General features: G+C 55.3%; 20 protein-coding genes. 13 read left to right on the top strand and 7 right to left on the bottom strand.

What is annotated here, in order from left to right; translation table 11 throughout:
• The first annotated feature begins 410 nt into the window (after window positions 1-410).
• Window positions 411-3,656: a ribonuclease E gene (gene rne / locus KCG39_RS01915; RefSeq protein ID WP_142467725.1), complete on the top strand. Its 3,246-nt coding sequence runs from the start codon at window positions 411-413 to the stop codon at window positions 3,654-3,656.
• Window positions 3,657-3,690: 34 nt separating this feature from the next.
• Here the strand turns inward: rne and KCG39_RS01910 are convergent, their stop codons facing one another.
• Window positions 3,691-4,626, bottom strand: coding sequence for a LysR family transcriptional regulator (locus tag KCG39_RS01910; RefSeq protein WP_112166324.1), 936 nt, complete (start codon window positions 4,624-4,626; stop codon window positions 3,691-3,693).
• A gap of 109 nt (window positions 4,627-4,735) precedes the next feature.
• Here KCG39_RS01910 and KCG39_RS01905 point away from each other — a divergent pair, with 109 nt between their 5' ends.
• Window positions 4,736-5,950, top strand: a complete 1,215-nt coding sequence (locus tag KCG39_RS01905; protein WP_049112588.1) for an MFS transporter — start codon at window positions 4,736-4,738, stop codon at window positions 5,948-5,950.
• A gap of 52 nt (window positions 5,951-6,002) precedes the next feature.
• Here the strand turns inward: KCG39_RS01905 and murJ are convergent, their stop codons facing one another.
• The 4 genes from murJ to rimJ form a co-directional block, all read right to left on the bottom strand.
• The gene (gene murJ / locus KCG39_RS01900; RefSeq protein WP_004131383.1) at window positions 6,003-7,538 is read right to left on the bottom strand and encodes a murein biosynthesis integral membrane protein MurJ; all 1,536 of its coding nucleotides are present in this window, start codon (window positions 7,536-7,538) and stop codon (window positions 6,003-6,005) included.
• A gap of 112 nt (window positions 7,539-7,650) precedes the next feature.
• Window positions 7,651-8,574: a Gfo/Idh/MocA family protein gene (locus KCG39_RS01895; protein WP_004131382.1), complete on the bottom strand. Its 924-nt coding sequence runs from the start codon at window positions 8,572-8,574 to the stop codon at window positions 7,651-7,653.
• A gap of 2 nt (window positions 8,575-8,576) precedes the next feature.
• Entirely contained in the window at window positions 8,577-9,224 is a 648-nt protein-coding gene (locus KCG39_RS01890; RefSeq protein WP_004131380.1) for a YceH family protein, read from the bottom strand.
• Window positions 9,225-9,233: 9 nt separating this feature from the next.
• The gene (gene rimJ / locus KCG39_RS01885; RefSeq protein WP_004131378.1) at window positions 9,234-9,818 is read right to left on the bottom strand and encodes a ribosomal protein S5-alanine N-acetyltransferase; all 585 of its coding nucleotides are present in this window, start codon (window positions 9,816-9,818) and stop codon (window positions 9,234-9,236) included.
• Between the two features lie 229 nt (window positions 9,819-10,047).
• On the opposite strand from rimJ, the gene mdtH reads away from it, so the two are divergent.
• From mdtH to KCG39_RS01845, 8 genes are all read left to right on the top strand, one after another.
• Entirely contained in the window at window positions 10,048-11,256 is a 1,209-nt protein-coding gene (gene mdtH, locus KCG39_RS01880; RefSeq protein WP_049112586.1) for a multidrug efflux MFS transporter MdtH, read from the top strand.
• Between the two features lie 65 nt (window positions 11,257-11,321).
• Window positions 11,322-11,969, top strand: coding sequence for a glutaredoxin 2 (grxB, locus tag KCG39_RS01875; RefSeq protein ID WP_049112584.1), 648 nt, complete (start codon window positions 11,322-11,324; stop codon window positions 11,967-11,969).
• A 135-nt stretch (window positions 11,970-12,104) separates the two neighbouring features.
• Window positions 12,105-12,665 carry a lipoprotein gene (locus tag KCG39_RS01870; RefSeq protein ID WP_004131365.1) on the top strand — a complete coding sequence of 187 codons (561 nt, stop codon included), beginning with the start codon at window positions 12,105-12,107 and terminating at the stop codon, window positions 12,663-12,665.
• Between the two features lie 122 nt (window positions 12,666-12,787).
• Complete coding sequence (gene pyrC / locus KCG39_RS01865) at window positions 12,788-13,834, top strand: dihydroorotase (RefSeq protein ID WP_049112582.1); 1,047 nt, start codon at window positions 12,788-12,790, stop codon at window positions 13,832-13,834.
• Between the two features lie 72 nt (window positions 13,835-13,906).
• A complete protein-coding gene (gene dinI, locus KCG39_RS01860) occupies window positions 13,907-14,152 on the top strand; it encodes a DNA damage-inducible protein I (RefSeq protein ID WP_004101040.1) in 246 nt (81 codons plus the stop codon).
• Window positions 14,153-14,436: 284 nt separating this feature from the next.
• Window positions 14,437-14,691, top strand: a complete 255-nt coding sequence (gene bssS, locus KCG39_RS01855) for a biofilm formation regulator BssS (protein WP_004131358.1) — start codon at window positions 14,437-14,439, stop codon at window positions 14,689-14,691.
• Between the two features lie 124 nt (window positions 14,692-14,815).
• Window positions 14,816-15,934: an N-methyl-L-tryptophan oxidase gene (solA, locus tag KCG39_RS01850; RefSeq protein WP_004131356.1), complete on the top strand. Its 1,119-nt coding sequence runs from the start codon at window positions 14,816-14,818 to the stop codon at window positions 15,932-15,934.
• 73 nt (window positions 15,935-16,007) lie between these two features.
• Window positions 16,008-16,121 (top strand): YceO family protein, encoded by a 114-nt coding sequence (locus KCG39_RS01845; protein WP_004101037.1) that lies wholly within the window; start codon window positions 16,008-16,010, stop codon window positions 16,119-16,121.
• On the opposite strand, the gene trhO is transcribed toward KCG39_RS01845, so the two are convergent.
• Complete coding sequence (trhO, locus tag KCG39_RS01840; RefSeq protein ID WP_123828258.1) at window positions 16,107-17,171, bottom strand: oxygen-dependent tRNA uridine(34) hydroxylase TrhO; 1,065 nt, start codon at window positions 17,169-17,171, stop codon at window positions 16,107-16,109. The genes KCG39_RS01845 and trhO overlap by 15 nt on opposite strands.
• Before the next feature lie 209 nt (window positions 17,172-17,380).
• On the opposite strand from trhO, the gene KCG39_RS01835 reads away from it, so the two are divergent.
• From KCG39_RS01835 to KCG39_RS01825, 3 genes are all read left to right on the top strand, one after another.
• On the top strand, window positions 17,381-18,301 hold the full coding sequence (locus KCG39_RS01835; protein ID WP_112166314.1) for a Kdo(2)-lipid IV(A) acyltransferase: 921 nt from the start codon (window positions 17,381-17,383) through the stop codon (window positions 18,299-18,301).
• Window positions 18,302-18,476: 175 nt separating this feature from the next.
• Window positions 18,477-19,727, top strand: a complete 1,251-nt coding sequence (gene mdtG / locus KCG39_RS01830; RefSeq protein WP_004131349.1) for a multidrug efflux MFS transporter MdtG — start codon at window positions 18,477-18,479, stop codon at window positions 19,725-19,727.
• A 79-nt stretch (window positions 19,728-19,806) separates the two neighbouring features.
• The gene (locus KCG39_RS01825) at window positions 19,807-20,193 is read left to right on the top strand and encodes a MysB family protein (RefSeq protein WP_004131347.1); all 387 of its coding nucleotides are present in this window, start codon (window positions 19,807-19,809) and stop codon (window positions 20,191-20,193) included.
• Here the strand turns inward: KCG39_RS01825 and KCG39_RS01820 are convergent, their stop codons facing one another.
• The gene (locus KCG39_RS01820; protein WP_142467727.1) at window positions 20,194-20,421 is read right to left on the bottom strand and encodes a YceK/YidQ family lipoprotein; all 228 of its coding nucleotides are present in this window, start codon (window positions 20,419-20,421) and stop codon (window positions 20,194-20,196) included.

Below are 20,421 nucleotides of genomic sequence, written 5' to 3'. Positions count from 1 at the left end.
AATGGCGTAAGACGTATTGATCTTTCAGACAGTTAGCGGGCTGCGGGTTGCAGTCCTTACCGGTACAGGCTCTATGGATTTCACGTCGCAGGAAGGCGTTCACACTGGGATATCCCGGCGCTCATCTGGATCAAATGATTAAGATGAGCAGGTTAAGCCGCCACGCCGGCTACGTGAAAAACGATGGGTATAAATGGAATCTTCTCTGGTGATACATCCCAGGCAGTTCCCCTGATAATTGCGCTGTGTTTCCGTTTGAAATACAGGCGACCGACACTCTGCGCCTCTTAAGCGCGCGACAACCGTGAGGTTGGCGACGTGAAACAGACACGAGGCCATCGGTTTCCCCCGGTAAGGCGTTACTCTGCCCGTAGCTTAGTCGTCAATGTAAGAATAATGAGTAAGTTACGATGAAAAGAATGTTAATCAACGCAACTCAGCAGGAAGAGTTGCGCGTCGCCCTTGTTGATGGGCAGCGCCTGTACGACCTGGATATCGAAAGCCCCGGGCACGAACAGAAAAAAGCGAACATCTACAAAGGCAAAATCACTCGTATAGAACCTAGCCTCGAAGCCGCGTTTGTTGATTATGGTGCCGAGCGTCATGGTTTCCTCCCTCTTAAAGAAATCGCCCGCGAATACTTCCCTGCCAACTACAATTCTCATGGTCGTCCGAACATCAAGGACGTGCTGCGTGAAGGTCAGGAAGTTATTGTCCAGATTGATAAAGAAGAGCGTGGCAATAAAGGCGCCGCGTTGACGACCTTTATTAGCCTGGCGGGCAGCTATCTGGTGCTGATGCCAAATAACCCACGCGCTGGCGGTATTTCACGCCGCATTGAGGGTGACGATCGCACCGAACTTAAAGAAGCGCTGGCCAGCCTTGAGCTACCGGACGGCATGGGACTTATCGTTCGCACCGCAGGCGTCGGCAAGTCCGCCGAAGCGCTGCAGTGGGACTTAAGCTTCCGCCTGAAGCACTGGGAAGCCATCCAGAAAGCCGCAGAAAATCGCCCAGCTCCTTTCCTGATCCATCAGGAAAGCAATGTGATTGTGCGCGCTTTCCGCGACTATCTGCGCCAGGATATCGGCGAAATTCTGATTGATAACCCGAAAGTGCTTGAGCTGGCTCGCCAGCACATCGCGGCGCTGGGTCGTCCGGATTTCAGCAGCAAAATTAAACTGTACACTGGGGAAATCCCGCTGTTCAGCCACTATCAGATCGAATCGCAGATTGAATCCGCTTTCCAGCGTGAAGTGCGTCTGCCTTCCGGTGGTTCTATCGTTATCGACAGTACCGAAGCGCTGACCGCTATTGATATCAACTCCGCACGCGCCACCCGCGGCGGCGATATCGAAGAAACAGCGTTTAACACCAACCTTGAAGCGGCAGATGAAATCGCTCGTCAGCTGCGTCTGCGCGACCTTGGCGGCCTGATCGTTATCGACTTCATTGATATGACCCCGGTTCGCCATCAACGTGCGGTGGAAAACCGCCTGCGCGAAGCTGTCCGTCAGGACCGAGCGCGGATCCAGATCAGCCATATTTCACGCTTTGGACTGCTGGAGATGTCGCGCCAGCGCCTCAGCCCATCGCTCGGCGAGTCCAGCCATCACGTCTGCCCGCGCTGTAGCGGAACGGGTACCGTGCGCGATAACGAATCGCTGTCGCTTTCCATTCTGCGTTTGATCGAAGAAGAAGCGCTGAAAGAGAACACCAAAGAAGTTCACGCTATCGTGCCGGTGCCGATTGCTTCTTACCTGCTGAACGAAAAACGTGCTGCGGTAAGCGCGATTGAAACCCGTCAGGCCGATGTGCGCGTCATTATCGTGCCAAACGACCAGATGGAAACGCCGCACTACTCCGTTCTGCGCGTGCGTAAAGGCGAAGAAACCTCCACGCTGAGCTATCTGCTGCCGAAACTGCACGAAGAAGAGATGGCCATGCCTTCTGATGAAGAGCCGGCTGAGCGTAAACTCCCGGAACAACCAGCGCTGGCCGCTTTTGTCATGCCAGAAGCCCCTCCGGCTCCGGCACAGGAAGAGCCGGCCAGGGCAGCGGCTACCGTTACGCCTGCCGCATCCGCACCGAAGGCCACAAAACCGGCCCAGCCGGGTCTGGTTGCCCGCTTCTTCAGCGCGCTGAAAAATATGTTCTCCGGTGCGGAAGAGACTAAACCGGCAGAAGTTCAGGTTGAGAAAAAAGCGGAAGAGAAATCCGAACGTCAGCAGGAGCGTCGTAAACCGCGTTCTAACAACCGCCGCGATCGCAATGACCGTCGTGACAACCGGGATAATCGCGATAGCCGCGATAATCGTGCCGAGAATAGCGAAGGCCGGGAATCTCGCGAAGAAAACCGCCGTAACCGTCGTGAGAAGCAGCAGAACGCCGAGCCGCGCGAAATTCGCCAGACCACGGTAGAAGATAGCGAAAAAGGCAAAGCTCGCGACGAGCAGCAGCCGCGTCGCGAACGTAATCGTCGTCGTAACGATGATAAACGTCAGGTTCAGCAGGAAGCCAAAACGCAAACCCGCGAAGAGCCAATCGTACAGGATAGCGAGCAGGAAGAACGCGTGCAGACTATGCCGCGTCGTAAACCGCGCCAGCTGGCGCAGAAGGTTCGTTTCGAATCTGCTGCCGCTGAGCAGGTTGTCGAGCCGGTAGCCGCAGCGCAGGTAACAGAAGCGCCTGTTGTCCAGCCGGAAAACGCTGCTCCACGTACTGAACTGGCAAAAGTCGATCTGCCGGCGGTTGTTGAGACAGCTGCGGAACATGACGACAACGGTGAAGCTCGCGAATCTAACGGCATGCCGCGCCGTTCGCGCCGCTCGCCTCGTCACCTGCGCGTAAGCGGCCAGCGCCGTCGTCGTTACCGTGATGAGCGTTATCCGACACAATCCCCGATGCCGCTGACCGTTGCCTGCGCATCACCGGAAATGGCGTCTGGTAAAGTGTGGATCCGCTATCCGGTGGTTCGCCCGCAGGACCAGCAGCAGGAAGACGCTCCGGTTCAGGAGTTCTCCGTCGCTGCGGCTGAGCCGATCATCACGCCAGCGGCTGCCGCCGAGCCGGTTGTTTCTGAAGTGATTGCGCCGGCAGCAGCCGAAGATAACGCAGCCATCTCCGAACCTGTGGCGGTGATTAACGAACCGGAAGTTTCGGTCGTTGAAACTACCCATCCGGAAGTTATCGCCACCCCGGTTGATGAACAGCCGCAGCTGATTGCGAAAGCCGATGAAGCCGTAGTTGAAGACGTTGTCGCAGAAGCCGTCGAAGTTGATGCGAAAGACGCCGTCGAGCCGGAAGCAACGGCCCCTGTGTCTGAACCAGTTGTAGCTGAAGAAACGCCTGAGGTTGTTGAAGAAACGCCTGAGGTTGTTGAAGAAGCGCCTGTCGTTTCTGCGCCAGCGCCAGTAGCGGAGCCGGTGGTTGAGACTAAGCCAGCAGTCGAAGCCGCGCCGGTTGTTAAGGTCGCCAATCGTCACGCGACGGCGCCGATGACGCGTGCGCCTGCACCGGACTACGTGCCTGAAGCGCCGCGTCAAAGCGATTGGGTTCGCCCGAACTTTGATTTTGACGGTAAAGGCTCTGCTGGCGGCCATAGCGCCACGCATAAAGCCACAGCCGGACCTACCCGTCCGCAGTCCGTAGAGTAACCTCTACAAGACCGGCCCTGGTGGCCGGTCTTTTTTATTCCCCTTCCGGCCGCTGCATCCCCGCCACCTGAGGCATAACCTCGCGCATCAGATCGAGAAACTTACGCAACCGCGTCGGATAGTAGCGCGCCCAGGGATAGACGAGGTGTACCGGCAACGGCGATGCTTGCCACTGCGGGAACAGCTCTACCAGCCGCCCGGCGGCGATATCTTCCACGACCGCCCAGCTCGACACGATCGCCGCGCCTAGCCCCGCCAGCGCGGTATTACGAGCAACATGCACGCTATCGGTACTCAGGCACGGCGCGATACCGAAGGTGACAATTTGCTCATCCATCTGAGACCGCAGCGTCACCTCATGCTGATAGAACGTGCTGATGGCTATCCACGGTAGCATCGACATCTCCTGCGGCGCGTTTAACGGCGGCGAGTTCGCCAGCAGCGCCGGCGAAGCGACTACGCTACGCGGAACCTCGGCCAGCAATACCGATACCGTAGCCGGATCCACCTCCGCTCCCACGCGAATCGCGCAGTCGATACCATCGCTCAGGAAATCAACCGTCTTATCGTTCAACATCCATTCCACCGACAATTGGGGATAGCGCTGCAAAAAATCCACCAGCGGCCCCAGCAGCTGCTGCTGACCGAACGCATGCGGCGCCCGCACTCGTAATATTCCCACGGGCCGATCATCGGTAATCCGCAGGTCGTCCTCGAGTGCCAGCCAGGCATCGACGACCTGTCGGGCGTGCTGATAGCAGCGTTCACCATCATCGGTCAGCTTCATCGCGTGGGTGGTACGCAGAATCAGCTTTGCGCCAAGCAGCGCCTCCAGTGACTGAAGCCGTCTGCTTACCGTCGCCTGGGTCGTATTCATCTGTGCCGCCGCAGCGGAGAGAGAACCGGCCTCGACAATACGAATAAACGTACGCATCAGTTCGATCCGATCTATACGCTCTTGCTTCTTCATTTTTATTTTGCCTATACGTTTAACGTATAACCGTTTTACCACCGGGCTATCTACCGCGCCAGCGCGATTAGGGGAAAAATAGCGCCATCGCTTCTAAGAGGAATCCATCATGACACCAGTTCCACTCACCTCCCGCGCCGCCGGGTGGGTTATTTTCATCCTTGCGCTGGGCGCGGGCTTCAGCGTCGCCTCAATCTATTACGCGCAACCACTGTTACCCCTGATGGGAGCTAACCTGCATTTGAGCGTTGAGGGTATGGGCCTGGTTCCGACTTTGACCCAGGCCGGCTACGCACTGGGCATACTGTTTCTTCTCCCGCTTGGTGACCGTCACGACCGCAGGAAATTGATCCTGATGAAAAGCGCCGCGCTGGCCGTCCTTCTGCTGCTTTGCAGCCTCACCGGTCAGCTGACCTCCCTGCTGATTGTCAGCCTGCTTATCGGTATGGCCGCGACCATGGCCCAGGATATTGTACCGGCAGCCGCGATTCTGGCTCCCGCGGGTAAGCAAGGGAAAATGGTAGGGACGGTGATGACCGGACTGCTGCTGGGGATCCTGCTGTCGCGTACCGTCAGCGGACTGGTGGGCGCCCTCTTCGGCTGGAGGGTGATGTATCAGGCGGCGGCGGTCAGCATCGCGCTGATTGGGCTGGTGATGTGGCGCGTCCTGCCGCGCTTTGAGATTCACTCAACCCTGAGCTATCCGCAGCTGATGAAATCGATGGCCCATCTGTGGAAACGCTATCCGGCCCTGCGTCGCGCCGCATTCGCTCAGGGATTCCTCTCTATCGCCTTCAGCGCCTTCTGGTCAACGCTCGCGGTCATGCTACTGGCGCACTACCAGATGGGCAGCGCGGTAGCCGGCGGTTTTGGTATCGCAGGTGCCGCCGGGGCGCTCGCCGCGCCGCTGGCCGGTGGCCTGGCCGATAAGTTCGGCGCGGAAAAAGTCACGCAAATGGGGGCCGCGCTGGTTACCGTTTCGTTTGCCCTGATGTTTCTGCTGCCTGCACTACCGCCGCATGGCCAGCTGATCCTGATTGCCATTTCGGCCGTCGGTTTCGACCTTGGACTGCAATCCAGCCTCGTGGCTCACCAGAATCTGGTGTACGGTCTGGAACCTCAGGCGCGCGGTCGACTCAATGCGCTGCTGTTCACCGGCGTCTTTATTGGCATGTCGCTGGGTTCAGTACTGGGAAGCAAACTGTATGTGATGGCCGGCTGGAGCGGTGTGGTGACGCTGGCCGTCATTACCGGCGCAATTGCCCTTGGGATCCGCCTACTGGAAAGCGCCAGGGTCGTATCCGCGCAGCGAACCCTCAGATAAAAAAAGCCGCTCTGCAGAAACTGCAGAGCGGCTTATACTGCGTTCAGTCAGTTCAGGCCGTACGGCGAGCAAACTCTTTCACGCGAAATCCCAGCAGCAGCAGCGTCGCGAAATAGGCGATAACGCCCGCGATTACGACCACCATTAAACGCAGCAGACGGAACGGCATCGTCCCCTGCGACCACTCTGGCATCAGGTACATCACGCCCAGCAGCGCCGCTGACATGATAATCACCGCAATAACCAGGCGCAGCAGAAACAGGAACCAACCCGGCTGAGGCGTAAAAATTTTCTGTTTCCGCAGCTGCCAGTAGAGCAGCGCGGCGTTAAGACAGGCCGCCAGGCCAATCGACAACGACAGGCCAGCATGCTTCAGGGGGCCAATAAAGGCGAGGTTCATCACCTGCGTCATGAGCAGCGTGACGATAGCAATTTTCACCGGCGTTTTAATGTCCTGGCGCGAATAGAATCCGGGAGCCAGCACTTTCACCACAATAAGCCCCATCAGCCCGACAGAATACGCCACCAGCGCACGCTGGGTCATCGCGGCATCAAAAGCGGTAAATTTCCCGTACTGGAATAGCGCGACCGTCAGCGGCTTGGCCAGGATCCCTAACGCCACCGCGCTCGGTAGCGCAAGCAGGAAGCACAGGCGCAATCCCCAGTCCATCAAACGGCAGTATTCATCGTGATTGCCGCTGGCGAAGCTTTTTGACAGCGACGGCAGCAGAATGGTCCCCAGCGCCACGCCCAGCACGCCGGACGGAAACTCCATCAGACGATCGGCGTAGTACATCCACGACACGGAGCCGGATACGAGGAATGAGGCAAAGATCGTGTTAATAATCAGTGATATCTGGCTGACTGAGACGCCGAGGATCGCCGGCCCCATCTGTTTCACCACCCGCACCGCGCCAGCATCTTTAAGGTTGACCCGCGGCAGCACCAGCATGCCGATTTTTTTCAGATGCGGCAGCTGCCAGGCAAGCTGCAAAATACCGCCAACCGTTACCGCCCACGCCATTGCCAGCATCGGCGGATTAAAATAGGGGGCCGCAAACAGCGCAAAGCCAATCATGCTGACATTAAGGAAGGTTGGGGCAAAAGCGGGAACCGAAAAGCGGTTCCAGGTATTCAGGATAGCGCCAACCAGTGACGCCAGGGAGATCAGCAGAATATAGGGAAAAGTGATGCGCAAGAGCTGAGTGGTCAGGGCGAACTTTTCGGGCGTATCGGCAAACCCCGGCGCGGTGACGGTAATCACCCACGGCGCCGCCAGCATACCGGCGACGGTGACCAGCGCCAGAACCAGCGTCAGCAATCCCGATACATAGGCGACGAAAACGCGGGTCGCATCCTCGCCCTGTTTGCTTTTATATTCCGCAAGAATCGGCACAAAAGCCTGAGAAAATGCGCCCTCAGCAAAAATACGTCGTAAAAGGTTCGGGAGTTTGAAAGCAACGAAGAAGGCGTCGGTGGCCATCCCCGCGCCAAAAATACGTGCGACAATCGCATCGCGCGCAAAGCCCAGCACGCGCGAAAACATGGTCATCGAACTGACGGCCGCCAGTGATTTTAAAAGATTCATTAACGTGTTATTCCACAACCCTGGAGTAAAACGCCCGCAAATGCGGGCGCGGGAAAGTGGCGATAGTCTACCGGGTTCATACTGAATTACTACTGCCAGTTGTTACAACGGATTATTCGCTCATCGCTTCGCGCCAGAGCTTATCCACCACCCGCTGAGCCAGCAGCGCCTGCTCCCCGGACGTTTCAGGAACCGTCTGATTTTGCACGCATTCGATAAAATGCCGCGCGCAGCCGGTGAAGCCTCGCTGCTCAAGAGTTGTCTGCCAGCCGGGAATTGGGCGCTGTATCACTCCGCGTCCCCGCTCCTCCTGCCACTCCCGCATATCGCGGACTTCATATAAGCCGCCGTCGGTTACCGCCTGAACCCACTCCCGCTGGCTTCCGGCGCGGCGGTGCATACTGGTTGTGATCTGTATCATCCCGGACGTGAAATGATGCTCGGCATACAGCATCTCGCCTTGAGCCGTGGTATGCAGCGCTCCGCCGCTTAAACGCGCCTTATCGCCCGCCAGCCATAAGGCCGTATCAACCACGTGCAGATAGTCATCCAGCAGCGTGAAGCGCAGATCGTGGCCGACGCTGTCGCTGCGGTGTTTGTCCATTCGCAGCGACGCTGCGTTTCCGAGCTGCGCCTTCAGCTCGCGATAGAGCGGAGCAAAACGGCGATTAAACCCGACCATGAGCGTGAGATGACGGCGGGCGGCCAGCTCAACCAGTGTCTCCGCATCGCTAAGCTTATCCGCAAGCGGTTTATCAACGCAGACATGAACGCCGGCATTGAGCAACCGACAAACCACTTCATAATGTGAAGCCGTGGAAGTATGCACGAACACGGCGTCACACTGAGCCGCCAGCTGTTCCAGAGAATCCGCATAGGGGATCCGCCAGGTTTCGCAGATACGCTGCGCTTTCTCTTTGCCCGGCGACCACGCTGCCTGTAGCGTCCAGCCATCGGCGGCCCCCAGCACCGGTAGCCACGCCTTTTGCGCAATACCGCCCAGGCCAACCACTCCTATACGTAGTTTTGCCGACATGCTTAATCTCCCAAGTGAGCCAGCAGTGAATCCAGTCGCGCTTTCAGCTCGGCGACTTCCGCTTCCAGCGCCTCTACGCGCATCTGCAGATCGTCGCCAGCGGGCGACACGGCCTCAACGACGGTAATCAGTGAATCCATATCATCGCAAAACAGATGCATATAGCGGCTTTCACGCTTGCCGGGCTCCCGCGGCAGACGCGCGACATAGGGGCCATCTTCCCGCGTCGCCAGATTTTCGAGGACGCTTTCAACCTCCGCCATATCGCTGAATTCATGCATCCGCTGCGCGCGACCGCGAAGTTCACCAGGCGTCTGCGCCCCGCGCAGCAGCAAGGTGGTAATAATAGCGACTTCCGCCGGGGATAATTTCAGATCGCCAAATTCTGAGTTGCAGAAACGCTGCTCATATTTGGTCACCCGATTGCCGAAACCGCTGACCGTTCGCAAATAATGGCGCTTCACTAAGGTATCGAGCAGATCCTGGACATCGCTTTCGCTGAGCGACATCACCGGTTCACGGTTCGTTTTTTGGTTACAGGCGGTGACCACCGCGTTGACCGATAGAGGGTACTGCTCCGGCGTGGTGACCTGCTTTTCCAGCAGGCAGCCAATGACCCGCGCTTCATGCAAGGTTAACTGATATTTCATGATGTCTCCTTAGCGACCCGGGGTCCAGTCCGGTGTCGTCAACGCCGTCAGTACGTGATCGCGCCACTGCCCATCAATAAGCAGGTAATCTTTGGCGTAACCCTCTTTTTCAAAGCCCAGACGCGCCAGCAAATCGCCGCTGCGCTGATTATGCGGCATGTAGTTTGCCATTATGCGATGGATATGCTGCGTGCGCTGCATATAGCGAATCGCCGAGGTCAGCGCTTCATACATTAGCCCTTGCCCCTGCCATTTCTCACCGATGGAGTAGCCGAGGTAGCAGGCATGAAACGAACCGCGCACCACGTTCGAAAAATTCGCCACGCCGATGATCTCTTTTTCCTCCGGGTCAAGCAGGGCAAAATAGAACGCCGAGCCCTGCTTATGGAACTCAGAAATCATCGATAAACGCGCCTGCCAGCCGGAAGGATAACAGTGGCTGTCGTCGCGCACCGGCTCCCAGGGTTTTAAGAACCCTTTATTTTCCGCGTAATAATCGGCCAGACGCCAGGCGTCACGATCGTGCACCAGCCGTACCACCAGCCGGTCCGTCGTCAAACGCACCTTCGGTACGTTACTGCGATAGCCAAACATTTCCCTCTCCTGTTCCCCAGACGCAATACTTGCTGACTTTACTATACCTGTCCTGCGCGGTTGAGTGAAAACAGCAACATACCATTTTCTGCACCACCTCTGCTTTTCGATGAATAGGCTCTATCGTTCTTGCATTTTGATAAAAAAATATTGTCGCAAGTTAGCTGGGAAAATAGCCGTTATCCCCGCAGAATATCAACGCTTATCCTTATTTTTCCCGGGAGGGGAAATGTCCCGCGTATCGCAGGCAAGGAGCCTGGGTAAATATTTCCTGTTAGTTGATAACATGCTGGTCGTACTCGGCTTTTTCGTCGTATTCCCGCTTATCTCCATTCGCTTTGTCGACCAGATGGGGTGGGCTGCGCTGATGGTCGGGATTGCGCTCGGCCTGCGTCAGCTGGTGCAGCAAGGTTTAGGGATATTTGGCGGCGCCATTGCCGACCGTTTTGGCGCCAAACCGATGATCGTCACTGGTATGCTGATGCGCGCGGCCGGTTTCGCGGCAATGGCCGTCGCCCATGAACCCTGGGTGCTGTGGCTCTCCTGCATTCTCTCAGGTCTCGGCGGCACGCTGTTCGATCCCCCGCGGGCGGCGCTGGTGGTCAAGCTGGTACGCCCGCACCAGCGCGGACGTTTCTTTTCTATCCTGATGATGCAGGATAGCGCAGGGGCGGTGATCGGCGCGCTGCTGGGAAGCTGGCTGCTGCAATATGATTTTCGTCTGGTGTGCAGCGCCGGGGCGGCCCTGTTTATCGCCTGCGCGGCATTCAACGCCTGGTATCTCCCGGCCTGGAAGCTGTCGACGGTCAAAACGCCGGTTCGTGAAGGGCTGGGACGCGTGCTGCGCGACAAACGCTTTGTCACCTACGTATTGACGCTTACCGGATATTACATGCTGGCGGTGCAGGTGATGCTAATGCTGCCGATCATGGTTAACGATATTGCGGGTTCTCCAGCGGCGGTAAAATGGATGTACGCCATTGAAGCGACCATTTCGCTGACGCTGCTGTACCCGATTGCCCGCTGGAGCGAAAAGCGTTTCCGCCTCGAGCATCGCCTGATGGCCGGCCTGCTGATCATGACCCTCGCGATGATGCCGATTGGCCTGAGCAGCAATCTGCAGCAGCTGTTTACGCTGATCTGCGTATTTTATATGGGTTCAATTATCGCTGAACCCGCGCGCGAGACGCTGGGCGCTTCGCTGGCTGATGCCAGAGCGCGCGGCAGCTATATGGGCTTTAGCCGTTTAGGATTAGCCTTCGGCGGCGCTTTCGGTTACGCGGGCGGCGGATGGCTGTTCGACGCCGGGAAGGCCGCAGGTCAGCCGGAGCTGCCATGGCTGATGCTGGGCGTTATCGGCCTCGCGACGTTTATCGCTCTGTGGTGGCAGTTCAGCCCGAAACGTTCGGCCTCCGGAATGCTGGAGCCGCGAACCTGATTTGCCGGGCCTTCGTTTCTCCTCCATACTGAATTGAGGATGTTCAGCCACTATGGAGGAGAAACGTGAAGTTATATATCTACGATCACTGCCCGTTCTGCCTTAAAGCCCGCATGATTTTCGGCCTGAAAAATATCCCTGTCGAACTGATCGCGCTCCTGAACGATGATGAAGTAACCCCAACCCGAATGATCGGCCAGAAGATGGCGCCAATCCTGCAAAAAGACGATAGCCGTTACATGCCGGAAAGTATGGATATCGTGCACTACGTCGATAAGCTGGACGGAAAACCGCTGCTTACCGGCGCGCGTAATCCGGCGATTGAAACCTGGCTCAGGAAGGTCAACGACTACGCTAACCGCTTGTTAATCCCTCGCTTTGCTAAATCCGCTTTTGATGAATTCGCAACGCCAGAGGCGCGTGCTTATTTCGTGAAAAAGAAAGAGGCGGCTATCGGCAGCTTTGCCGACCATCTCGCCCATTCCCCCGGTCTGGTCAAGAACATCAGCGATGATCTGCGGGCGCTGGATAAATCGATCGTCCAGCCTAACGCCGTTAACGGTGAACTCTCTGAAGATGATATTCATCTCTTCCCTCTACTGAGAAATCTGACGCTAGTTGCCGGCGTGAACTGGCCGAGCCGTGTGGCCGCCTATCGTGACAACATGGCCAAACAGACGCAGATCAACCTGCTTTCCTCAATGGCTATTTAACCTCAAGGCAGTGGATGGGTTTGCCCTTCGCTGCCATACGCCTCTTTTTCAGTCTTTTCCGCTAGCACCTCCTGCGCTGGCGAGCCATGCTGCTTTGTGTCAGGATGAACCCATGGCATGACATTAAGGAATCCAATGAAAAAGATGTTTATCGCGGCCGTGCTTATCGTTAGCGGCCTGCTCAGCGCCTGTAACCAGCTCACGCAGTATTCCGTGAGCGAGCAGGAAATCAATCAGGCGCTGCAGAAACGTAACCACTTCGCTAAGGATATTGGCCTGCCAGGCGTAGCGGATGCCCATATTGAACTGCAAAATCTTACCAGCGCTATTGGCCGTGAAGAACCGAACAAAGTGACGTTAAGCGGCGTGGCTAATTTAGATCTGAATTCACTCTTCGGGAACCAGAAAGCGACCATCGATCTGAAGCTCAAAGCGCTGCCGGCGTTTAATAAAGAAAAGGGAGCCATTTTCCTGCAGGAGATGGAGGTGGTCGATGCCAAAGTTCAGCCGGAAAAACTCCAGTCTGTGGTACAGACGCTGATCCCTTACCTGAATCAGTCCCTGCGTAGCTACTTCAATCAGCAGCCTGCCTACGTCCTGCGCGAAGATGCCAGCACCGGTGAGGCGCTGGCGAAAAAGTATGCTAAAGGTATTGAGGTGAAGCCCGGCGAGATTATTATCCCATTCACAAACTAATATCTCGGGCGCTGAAGCGCCCGATTTTTTACGGAAGTTGATGCAAAGGAAAACGTTTACGCTTATCCTTAGTGCCCGGCAAAAACAGCCCTGATGACTGAACCTATTAGCCGGAGCCTTCCATGACAGCACAATCCCAGGTATTGAAAATCCGCCGCCCTGACGACTGGCATATCCATCTGCGCGATGACGATATGTTAAAAACCGTCGTGCCTTTTACCAGTGAATTTTATGGCCGGGCGATCGTGATGCCGAACCTGGTACCGCCAGTCACTACCGTCGAAGCCGCCCTCGCCTATCGCCAGCGTATCATTGATGCGATCCCTGCGGGTCATGATTTTACGCCGCTGATGACCTGCTATCTGACGGATACGCTCGACCCGGCGGAGCTGGAGCGCGGATTTAACGAAGGCGTATTCACCGCTGCCAAACTCTACCCGGCCAATGCCACAACCAACTCGAGCCACGGCGTCACCAGCACGGATGCCATCATGCCGGTGCTTGAGCGCATGGAAAAACTGGGTATGCCCCTACTGGTTCATGGTGAAGTCACTCATCCTGATATCGATATTTTTGACCGGGAAGCGCGATTTATCGAAACGGTCATGGAGCCGCTGCGCCAGCGCCTGCCCGGTCTGAAGGTAGTCTTCGAACACATCACAACCAAAGATGCCGCCGAATACGTGCGCGACGGTAACGATTTGCTGGCAGCCACCATCACCCCGCAGCACCTGATGTTCAACCGCAATCATATGCTGGTTGGCGGCGTGCGGCCCCACCTTTACTGTTTGCCGATACTGAAACGCAATATTCACCAGCAGGCGCTGCGCGAACTGGTGGCCAGTGGTTTTGACCGCGCTTTCCTCGGCACCGATTCCGCACCCCATGCCCGTCATCGTAAGGAAGCCAGCTGCGGATGCGCAGGCTGTTTTAACGCGCCGACCGCGCTGGGCAGCTACGCAACGGTGTTTGAGGAGATGAATGCTCTACAGCACTTTGAAGCCTTCTGCTCGCTCAACGGCCCACGCTTCTATGGCCTGCCGGTCAATGAGGGCTATGTTGAGCTGGTGCGCGAAGAGAGCCAGGTGGTCGAGAGTATCGCCCTGCCCGGCGACGCGCTGGTGCCGTTCCTTGCCGGGGAAACCGTGCGCTGGACGATGAAAAAATAAATAGTACGCCCCCTGTTGAAAATGCTCACCAAAGACTGTATAAATAAACAGTACACTATCCAGGGGGCAATTATGCGTATTGAAGTCTCTATCGCCAAATCAACAGCCTTACCCAACGGCGCCTTAGATGCGCTGAACAATGAACTCTCTCGTCGTATTGAACAGCAGTTTCCCTCTACATCAAGCCAGGTAACGGTTCGATACGCGGCTAATAACAATCTGTCGGTTATCGGCGGCCTGAAAGAAGACAAAGACCGGATTAGCGAAATCCTGCAAGAAACCTGGGAAAGCGCTGACGACTGGTTTGTCCGCGACTAGTCAATTAAATTTGCTCCCTCATTGTGCTTTTTTTGCCGGGTCGCCCCGGCTTTTTTATTTTTTCACACTCAGATTTTCCCCTATTGCTTTTACTTAGCACCTTCAAAAATAACAAATAACCCACCCTTTTCTGCCTAAAAAAGCAGCATATTCGCGCGTATGTATCTCTATTTCATTTAATTTCTCGAGTTTATGCTTGACTACTGATATAATTAACTTGCTTCAAAAAACATGCATTAAACCTCGAGAACTGTTGTCTTTTAACATATGAATAAGGGGTTATGATGGAAAAGAATAATGAAGTCATCCAGACCCATCCCCTCGTCGGATGGGACATCAGCACCGTTGATAGTTACGATGCGCTGATGTTGCGCCTGCACTACCAAAACCCCGCTCAAGAAAGTAGTAAAGACGCAGAAATTGGCCAGACGCTATGGCTAACGACGGACGTCGCACGTCAGTTTATTTCTATTCTGGAAGCAGGTATTGCGAAGATTGAATCTGGCGAATACCAGGAAAATGAGTATCGAAGGCATTAATATTTAGCGCTAATGTCTGAATATTCACCTAACAGGCACCTCCGGGTGCCTGAATTATTTTCGGGCTTGTATAACAGCAGGTTGTTATTTACCCTGCTAACAAAGCAATAACCTGGAACCCACCATGCAATACGATCTTATCATTATCGGTAGCGGCTCGGTCGGCGCTGCCGCAGGCTTTTATGCGCGGCAGGCAGGGCTTAACGTGCTGATGATCGATGCTCATCAGCCGCCGCATCAGGAAGGCAGCCATCATGGCAGCACTCGCCTGATTCGTCACGCCTACGGTGAAGGCAAAAGATATGTTCCCCTGGTACTGCGCGCGCAACAGCTGTGGGATGAGTTTGCCGCCGCCAGCGGTGAAGCCGTCTTTGAACGTACCGGGGTGATTAACCTCGGGCCTGCCGATTCCGACTTTCTGCGCAATGTTGCCAGCAGCGCGCACGAGTTCCGGCTGAATATTGAAGAGATGGATGCGCAGACGGTAATGACTCGCTGGCCGGAAATTCGTGTACCTGATGATTATCGGGCGATATTTGAACCCGCATCCGGCATACTGCGCAGCGAGCTGGCCGTTGAAACCTGGATCCGTCTGGCGCGCGAAGCGGGCGCCGCCCAGCTGTTCAACTGTCCGGTGTCAGCCATTCACCACCAGCCGGACGGCGTTACCGTCGAGACGCTGGATGGCGAGTACAGCGGTAAAAAACTCCTGATCAGCGCCGGAACCTGGGTCACACGCCTGTTGCCAGAACTTCCGGTCCAGCCGATACGGAAGATTTTTGCCTGGTTTCAGGCTGATGGCCGCTACAGCAGCAAAAATAACTTCCCGGCGTTTACCGGTGAGTTACCGAATGGCGATCAGTTTTACGGTTTTCCCGCCGAAGATAATGAATTGAAAATCGGTAAGCACAACGGCGGGCAGCTCATTTCCACGCCGGAAGAGCGCAAACCGTTCGGTGCGGTAGCCACGGACGGCGCCGAGTCTTTCAGCTTCCTGCGTAACATATTGCCCGGTATTGGCGGCTGTCTGCACGGCGCATCCTGCACCTATGATAACACAGCGGACGAAGACTTTATTATTGATACACTACCCGGCCAGCCGGATACGCTGCTGATTACCGGCCTGAGCGGTCACGGCTTTAAATTTGCACCGGTTTTAGGCGAACTGGCCACACGGTTCGCGCTTGACGAACCCTTTGGGTTTGATCTCTCTGCGTTTTCACTGGCGCGGTTTAAGAAATAATCGCCCGCCGTATGACCAGACAACCACGCTAAAGAAACGGCCTCACTTGAGGCCGTGAATAATGAGAGAGATGATGCGTCGCCTGTTCGAATTACTGGTTAACAACGTCCGTGAACATTTTATGATTTATCTGGCGCTGTGGCTTCTGCTGGCGTTTATCGATCTTATCTGGCTATGGTTTTTCTGAAGGCACAGGATCCGGGATGCCCAGCTTCGTATTCAGACGACCGCGAGATTTATTAAAGATCTTATTGCCATTCTCGCGGCCGGCGCGCAGTTTTCTCTGCTCCTCTTCCGGCAGCTTATGCTCTTCCATGCAGACTTCGCTACAGCAACCGGCAAATTTCTCCGCACAGGAAGGACACTGAATAAACAGCAGGTGGCAACCATCGTTCAGGCAGTTGGTATGGCTATCGCAGGGCGCGCCGCACTGATGGCAATGGGCGATAACATCATCTGAGATACGCTCTCCCATACGCTCATCGAATACAAAGTTCTTACCGACAAAGCGAACCGGCAGCCCCTGTTCGCGCGCGCGTCGCGCGTACTCGATAATCCCGCCCTCAATATGCGAGACTTTAGTGAATCCATTATGTTTCATCCACGCGCTGGCTTTTTCGCAACGGATACCGCCGGTACAGTACATGACAATATTTTTATCTTTATGTTCCTGCATCATCTCAACGGCCTTCGGCAGCTGGTCGCGAAACGTATCCGCCGGGATCTCCAGCGCGTTCTCGAAATGGCCGACCTCATATTCGTAATGGTTACGCATATCAATAAAGACCGCATCCGGGTCGTCCAGCATCGCGTTGACCTCCGCAGCCTTTAAATAATCACCCACGTCCGATGCATCAAACGTCGGATCATCAATCCCATCCGCGACGATCCGATCGCGTACCTTGAGACGCAGAACCCAGAAGGATTTACCGTCATCATCAAGAGCGATATTCAGGCGCAGACCATTCAGGGCGGGATCGAAAGCGTATAAAAATTCGCGCAGCGCATCGACCCGGCTCTGCGGAACGCTAATTTGCGCGTTAATACCTTCGTGAGCCAGATAAATTCGGCCAAAGACATTCAGCTTAGTCAACGCAATCCACAGCGCATCGCGCGTGGCTTTTGGGTCGATAATAGTGAAATATTTATAAAACGAGATCGTCGTGCGCGGCTCGGTCTCAGCCAACATTTGCGCCTTTAACGTCTCATTTGAAATGCGGTTATGTAACACTGGCATGGTGTACCTGCTCGGCATAGTCAATGAGTAAAATAAACGGCGGGCATCATATAGCAAACAGGCTTAATTTACATCCCCACATTTTGCGCTACATTTTTCTCACCCAAATTTGCTCGCATTAACATTAAATGCCATCAACAGCCGGTATTTTGGCTGAAGCATAAAAAAATGCGATAATAGAACACGTTGCTTAATTGAACAGGTATGAGATGAGCCATTTACCTAAATTTTCCGCAGCGTTGCTGCACCCGCGTTATTGGTTGCTTTGGTTCGGAATCGGTCTGCTCTGGTTAGTTGTACAGCTTCCCTATCCGGTGATATATCGGTTAGGAACCGGTCTTGGCCACCTAGCAAGACGGCTGATGAAGAGACGGGCAAAAATAGCTTATCGTAATCTGGAACTCTGTTTTCCCGATAAGAGTGAGCAAGAGCGTCACCGGATGGTGGTGGCAAACTTTGAATCCGTCGGCATGGGGTTGATGGAAACCGGCATGGCCTGGTTCTGGCCAACAAAGCGTATCGCGCGCTGGACTGACTCGATTGGCGTCGAGCATATCCGGGACGTACAGACGCAAAAGCGCGGCATTTTGCTGATTGGCATTCATTTCCTGACGCTGGAGATGGGCGCGCGCATGTTCGGTATCAATGAGCCTGGCATTGGCGTCTATCGCCCAAACGATAACCCGGTTATCGATTGGCTGCAGACCTGGGGACGCTTGCGCTCCAACAAAGACATGATCGATCGTAAGGATCTCAAAGGCATGATCCGCGCGCTGAAAAAGGGCGAAGTGATCTGGTACGCGCCGGACCATGACTATGGCCCCTCCGCCAGCGTATTTGTACCGTTTTTCGCCGTTGACCAGGCCGCGACGACCTCGGGCACCTGGATGCTGGCAAAGATGTCTAAAGCCTGCGTTGTGCCGTTCGTGCCGCGCCGTAAACCCAACGGTAAAGGCTATGAGCTGATTATCCTGCCGCCGGAGTGCGATCCGCCGCTGGACGATGCGGAGACTACCGCCGTCTGGATGAACAAAGTGGTAGAGAAGTGCATATTGATGGCGCCGGAACAGTATATGTGGATGCATCGCCGCTTTAAAACGCGTCCTGAAGGCGTTCCTTCTCGTTACTAACGCACTCTCCGCGCTCAGTCGCGCGGCGATCCCGCATTCGAATACGGATGCGGGGTCAATTCCCTCTCTTTAGCTTTAAAAGCTCCCCTGCATTGCGGCAATCATTTCTCAGGCGCATAATTAGCGTGCTCATATTTTCAATTATTTGACCTGCGCTGCAGGCCAGTGGAATCCTATGCCGTCTGCTGATACCCCCATTAACTGGAAACGCAATCTTACCGTCACCTGGCTCGGCTGTTTTTTAACCGGCGCCGCTTTTAGCCTGGTGATGCCGTTTCTCCCCCTTTACGTCGAACAACTGGGCGTAACCGGTCATAGCGCCCTCAATATGTGGTCAGGTCTGGTTTTTAGCGTCACTTTTTTATTTTCAGCCGTCGCCTCCCCCTTCTGGGGCGGCCTTGCCGATCGTAAAGGGCGTAAAATCATGCTGCTGCGCTCAGCCCTCGGTATGGCAATCGTCATGCTGCTGATGGGCCTGGCGCAGAATATCTGGCAATTTCTGATCCTGCGCGCGCTGTTAGGCCTGCTCGGGGGATTTATTCCCAACGCCAATGCCCTGATAGCGACGCAGATCCCCCGCCATAAGAGCGGCTGGGCGCTGGGGACGTTGTCTACAGGGGCCGTCAGCGGCGCGCTGCTAGGGCCGCTGGCTGGCGGCTTCCTTGCCGATCACTGGGGATTGCGTACCGTCTTCTTTATGACCGCAAGCGTCCTGTTTATTTGTTTCTTATTTACCCTTTTTCTCATCCGCGAGAATTTTGTCGCGGTCAGTAAAACAGAGATGCTCAGCGCGAAAGACGTTTTCTCGTCGCTTAAAAATCCGAAGCTGGTGCTGAGCCTGTTTGTCACTTCGTTGATTATCCAGGTTGCAACCGGCTCGATTGCTCCGATTCTGACGCTATACGTGCGAGATCTTGCAGGCAATGTGAGTGATATTGCGTTCATCAGCGGCATGATTGCTTCAGTCCCAGGTATTGCCGCTCTGCTTAGCGCGCCTCGTCTCGGGAAACTCGGAGACCGCATCGGCCCGGAGAAGATCCTGATCGTCGCGCTGGTGATCTCCGTCTTGCTTCTGATACCGATGTCGTTCGTTCAGACGCCGCTGCAGCTGGGGATCCTGCGCTTCCTGTTAGGCGCTGCCGACGGCGCGCTACTGCCCGCCGTACAAACCCTGTTGGTGTATAACTCCACCAGCCAAATCTCGGGCAGAATCTTCAGCTATAACCAGTCGTTCCGCGATATCGGCAACGTTACGGGACCGCTTATCGGCGCGTCAGTTTCCGCCAACTACGGCTTCCGGGCGGTCTTTTTAGTCACCGCCGGTGTGGTCTTGTTCAACGCGGTCTACTCGACCCTGACTCTCGGCCGCTCTCGCCGCCCTCGGGCAACCAACAATCCGGGTTCCGGCACGCATTCGGTAAATTAATGCCCCATCCTTGACGCATCGCCAACCGCATTCTATAGATTGAATCGTGTTCATTTCTATTCATCTTAGGAGGTTAGCCATGCCAAAGGATTCGATGTTCTATGCCACGCTTGAAGAAGCAATCGATGCAGCCCGTGAGGAGTTTCTGGCTAATAATCCCGATAGCGACGAAGAGAACGCCAGCATCGAGCAATTAAATATTCAGAAATACGTACTCCAGGACGGCGACATTGCCTGGCAGGCAGAATTTTTTGCCGACGAGGATGAACAGGGTGAATGCCTGCCTGTTCTTAGCGGTCAGGCAGCGCAAAGCGTCTTTGACGGCGATTATGATGAGATTGAGCTTCGCCAGGAGTGGCTGGAAGAAAACACGCTGCACGAATGGGATGAAGGCGAATTTCAGCTTGAACCCTCTCTCGATACCGAAGAGGGCCAGGCCGCAGCCGATGAATGGGATGAACGCTAATTAGTTATAGGGGCCATGACTGCCATCAAGCGGCAGCAGTAGCGTATCAAATACCAGTGAAAAGGGCAGATCGAGAATGGTGATATAGCGCCATGAGGAATCGCGGACATCCCACTGAACGCCGGGATAGTACTGGTTTCCATGCCCCTGCCCAGGCACTGTGCGACTGATAATACTACCGCAGCCGCTGATAAGCAGCGTCATTGCGATAACCAGTAAAACTCTCAT

Origin of the sequence: Klebsiella pasteurii, assembly GCF_018139045.1 — a bacterium.
GTDB classification, from domain to species: domain Bacteria; phylum Pseudomonadota; class Gammaproteobacteria; order Enterobacterales; family Enterobacteriaceae; genus Klebsiella; species Klebsiella grimontii.
Note: the sequence above shows the minus strand (reverse complement) of the source record. Positions and strands in the feature narration are given on the sequence as shown.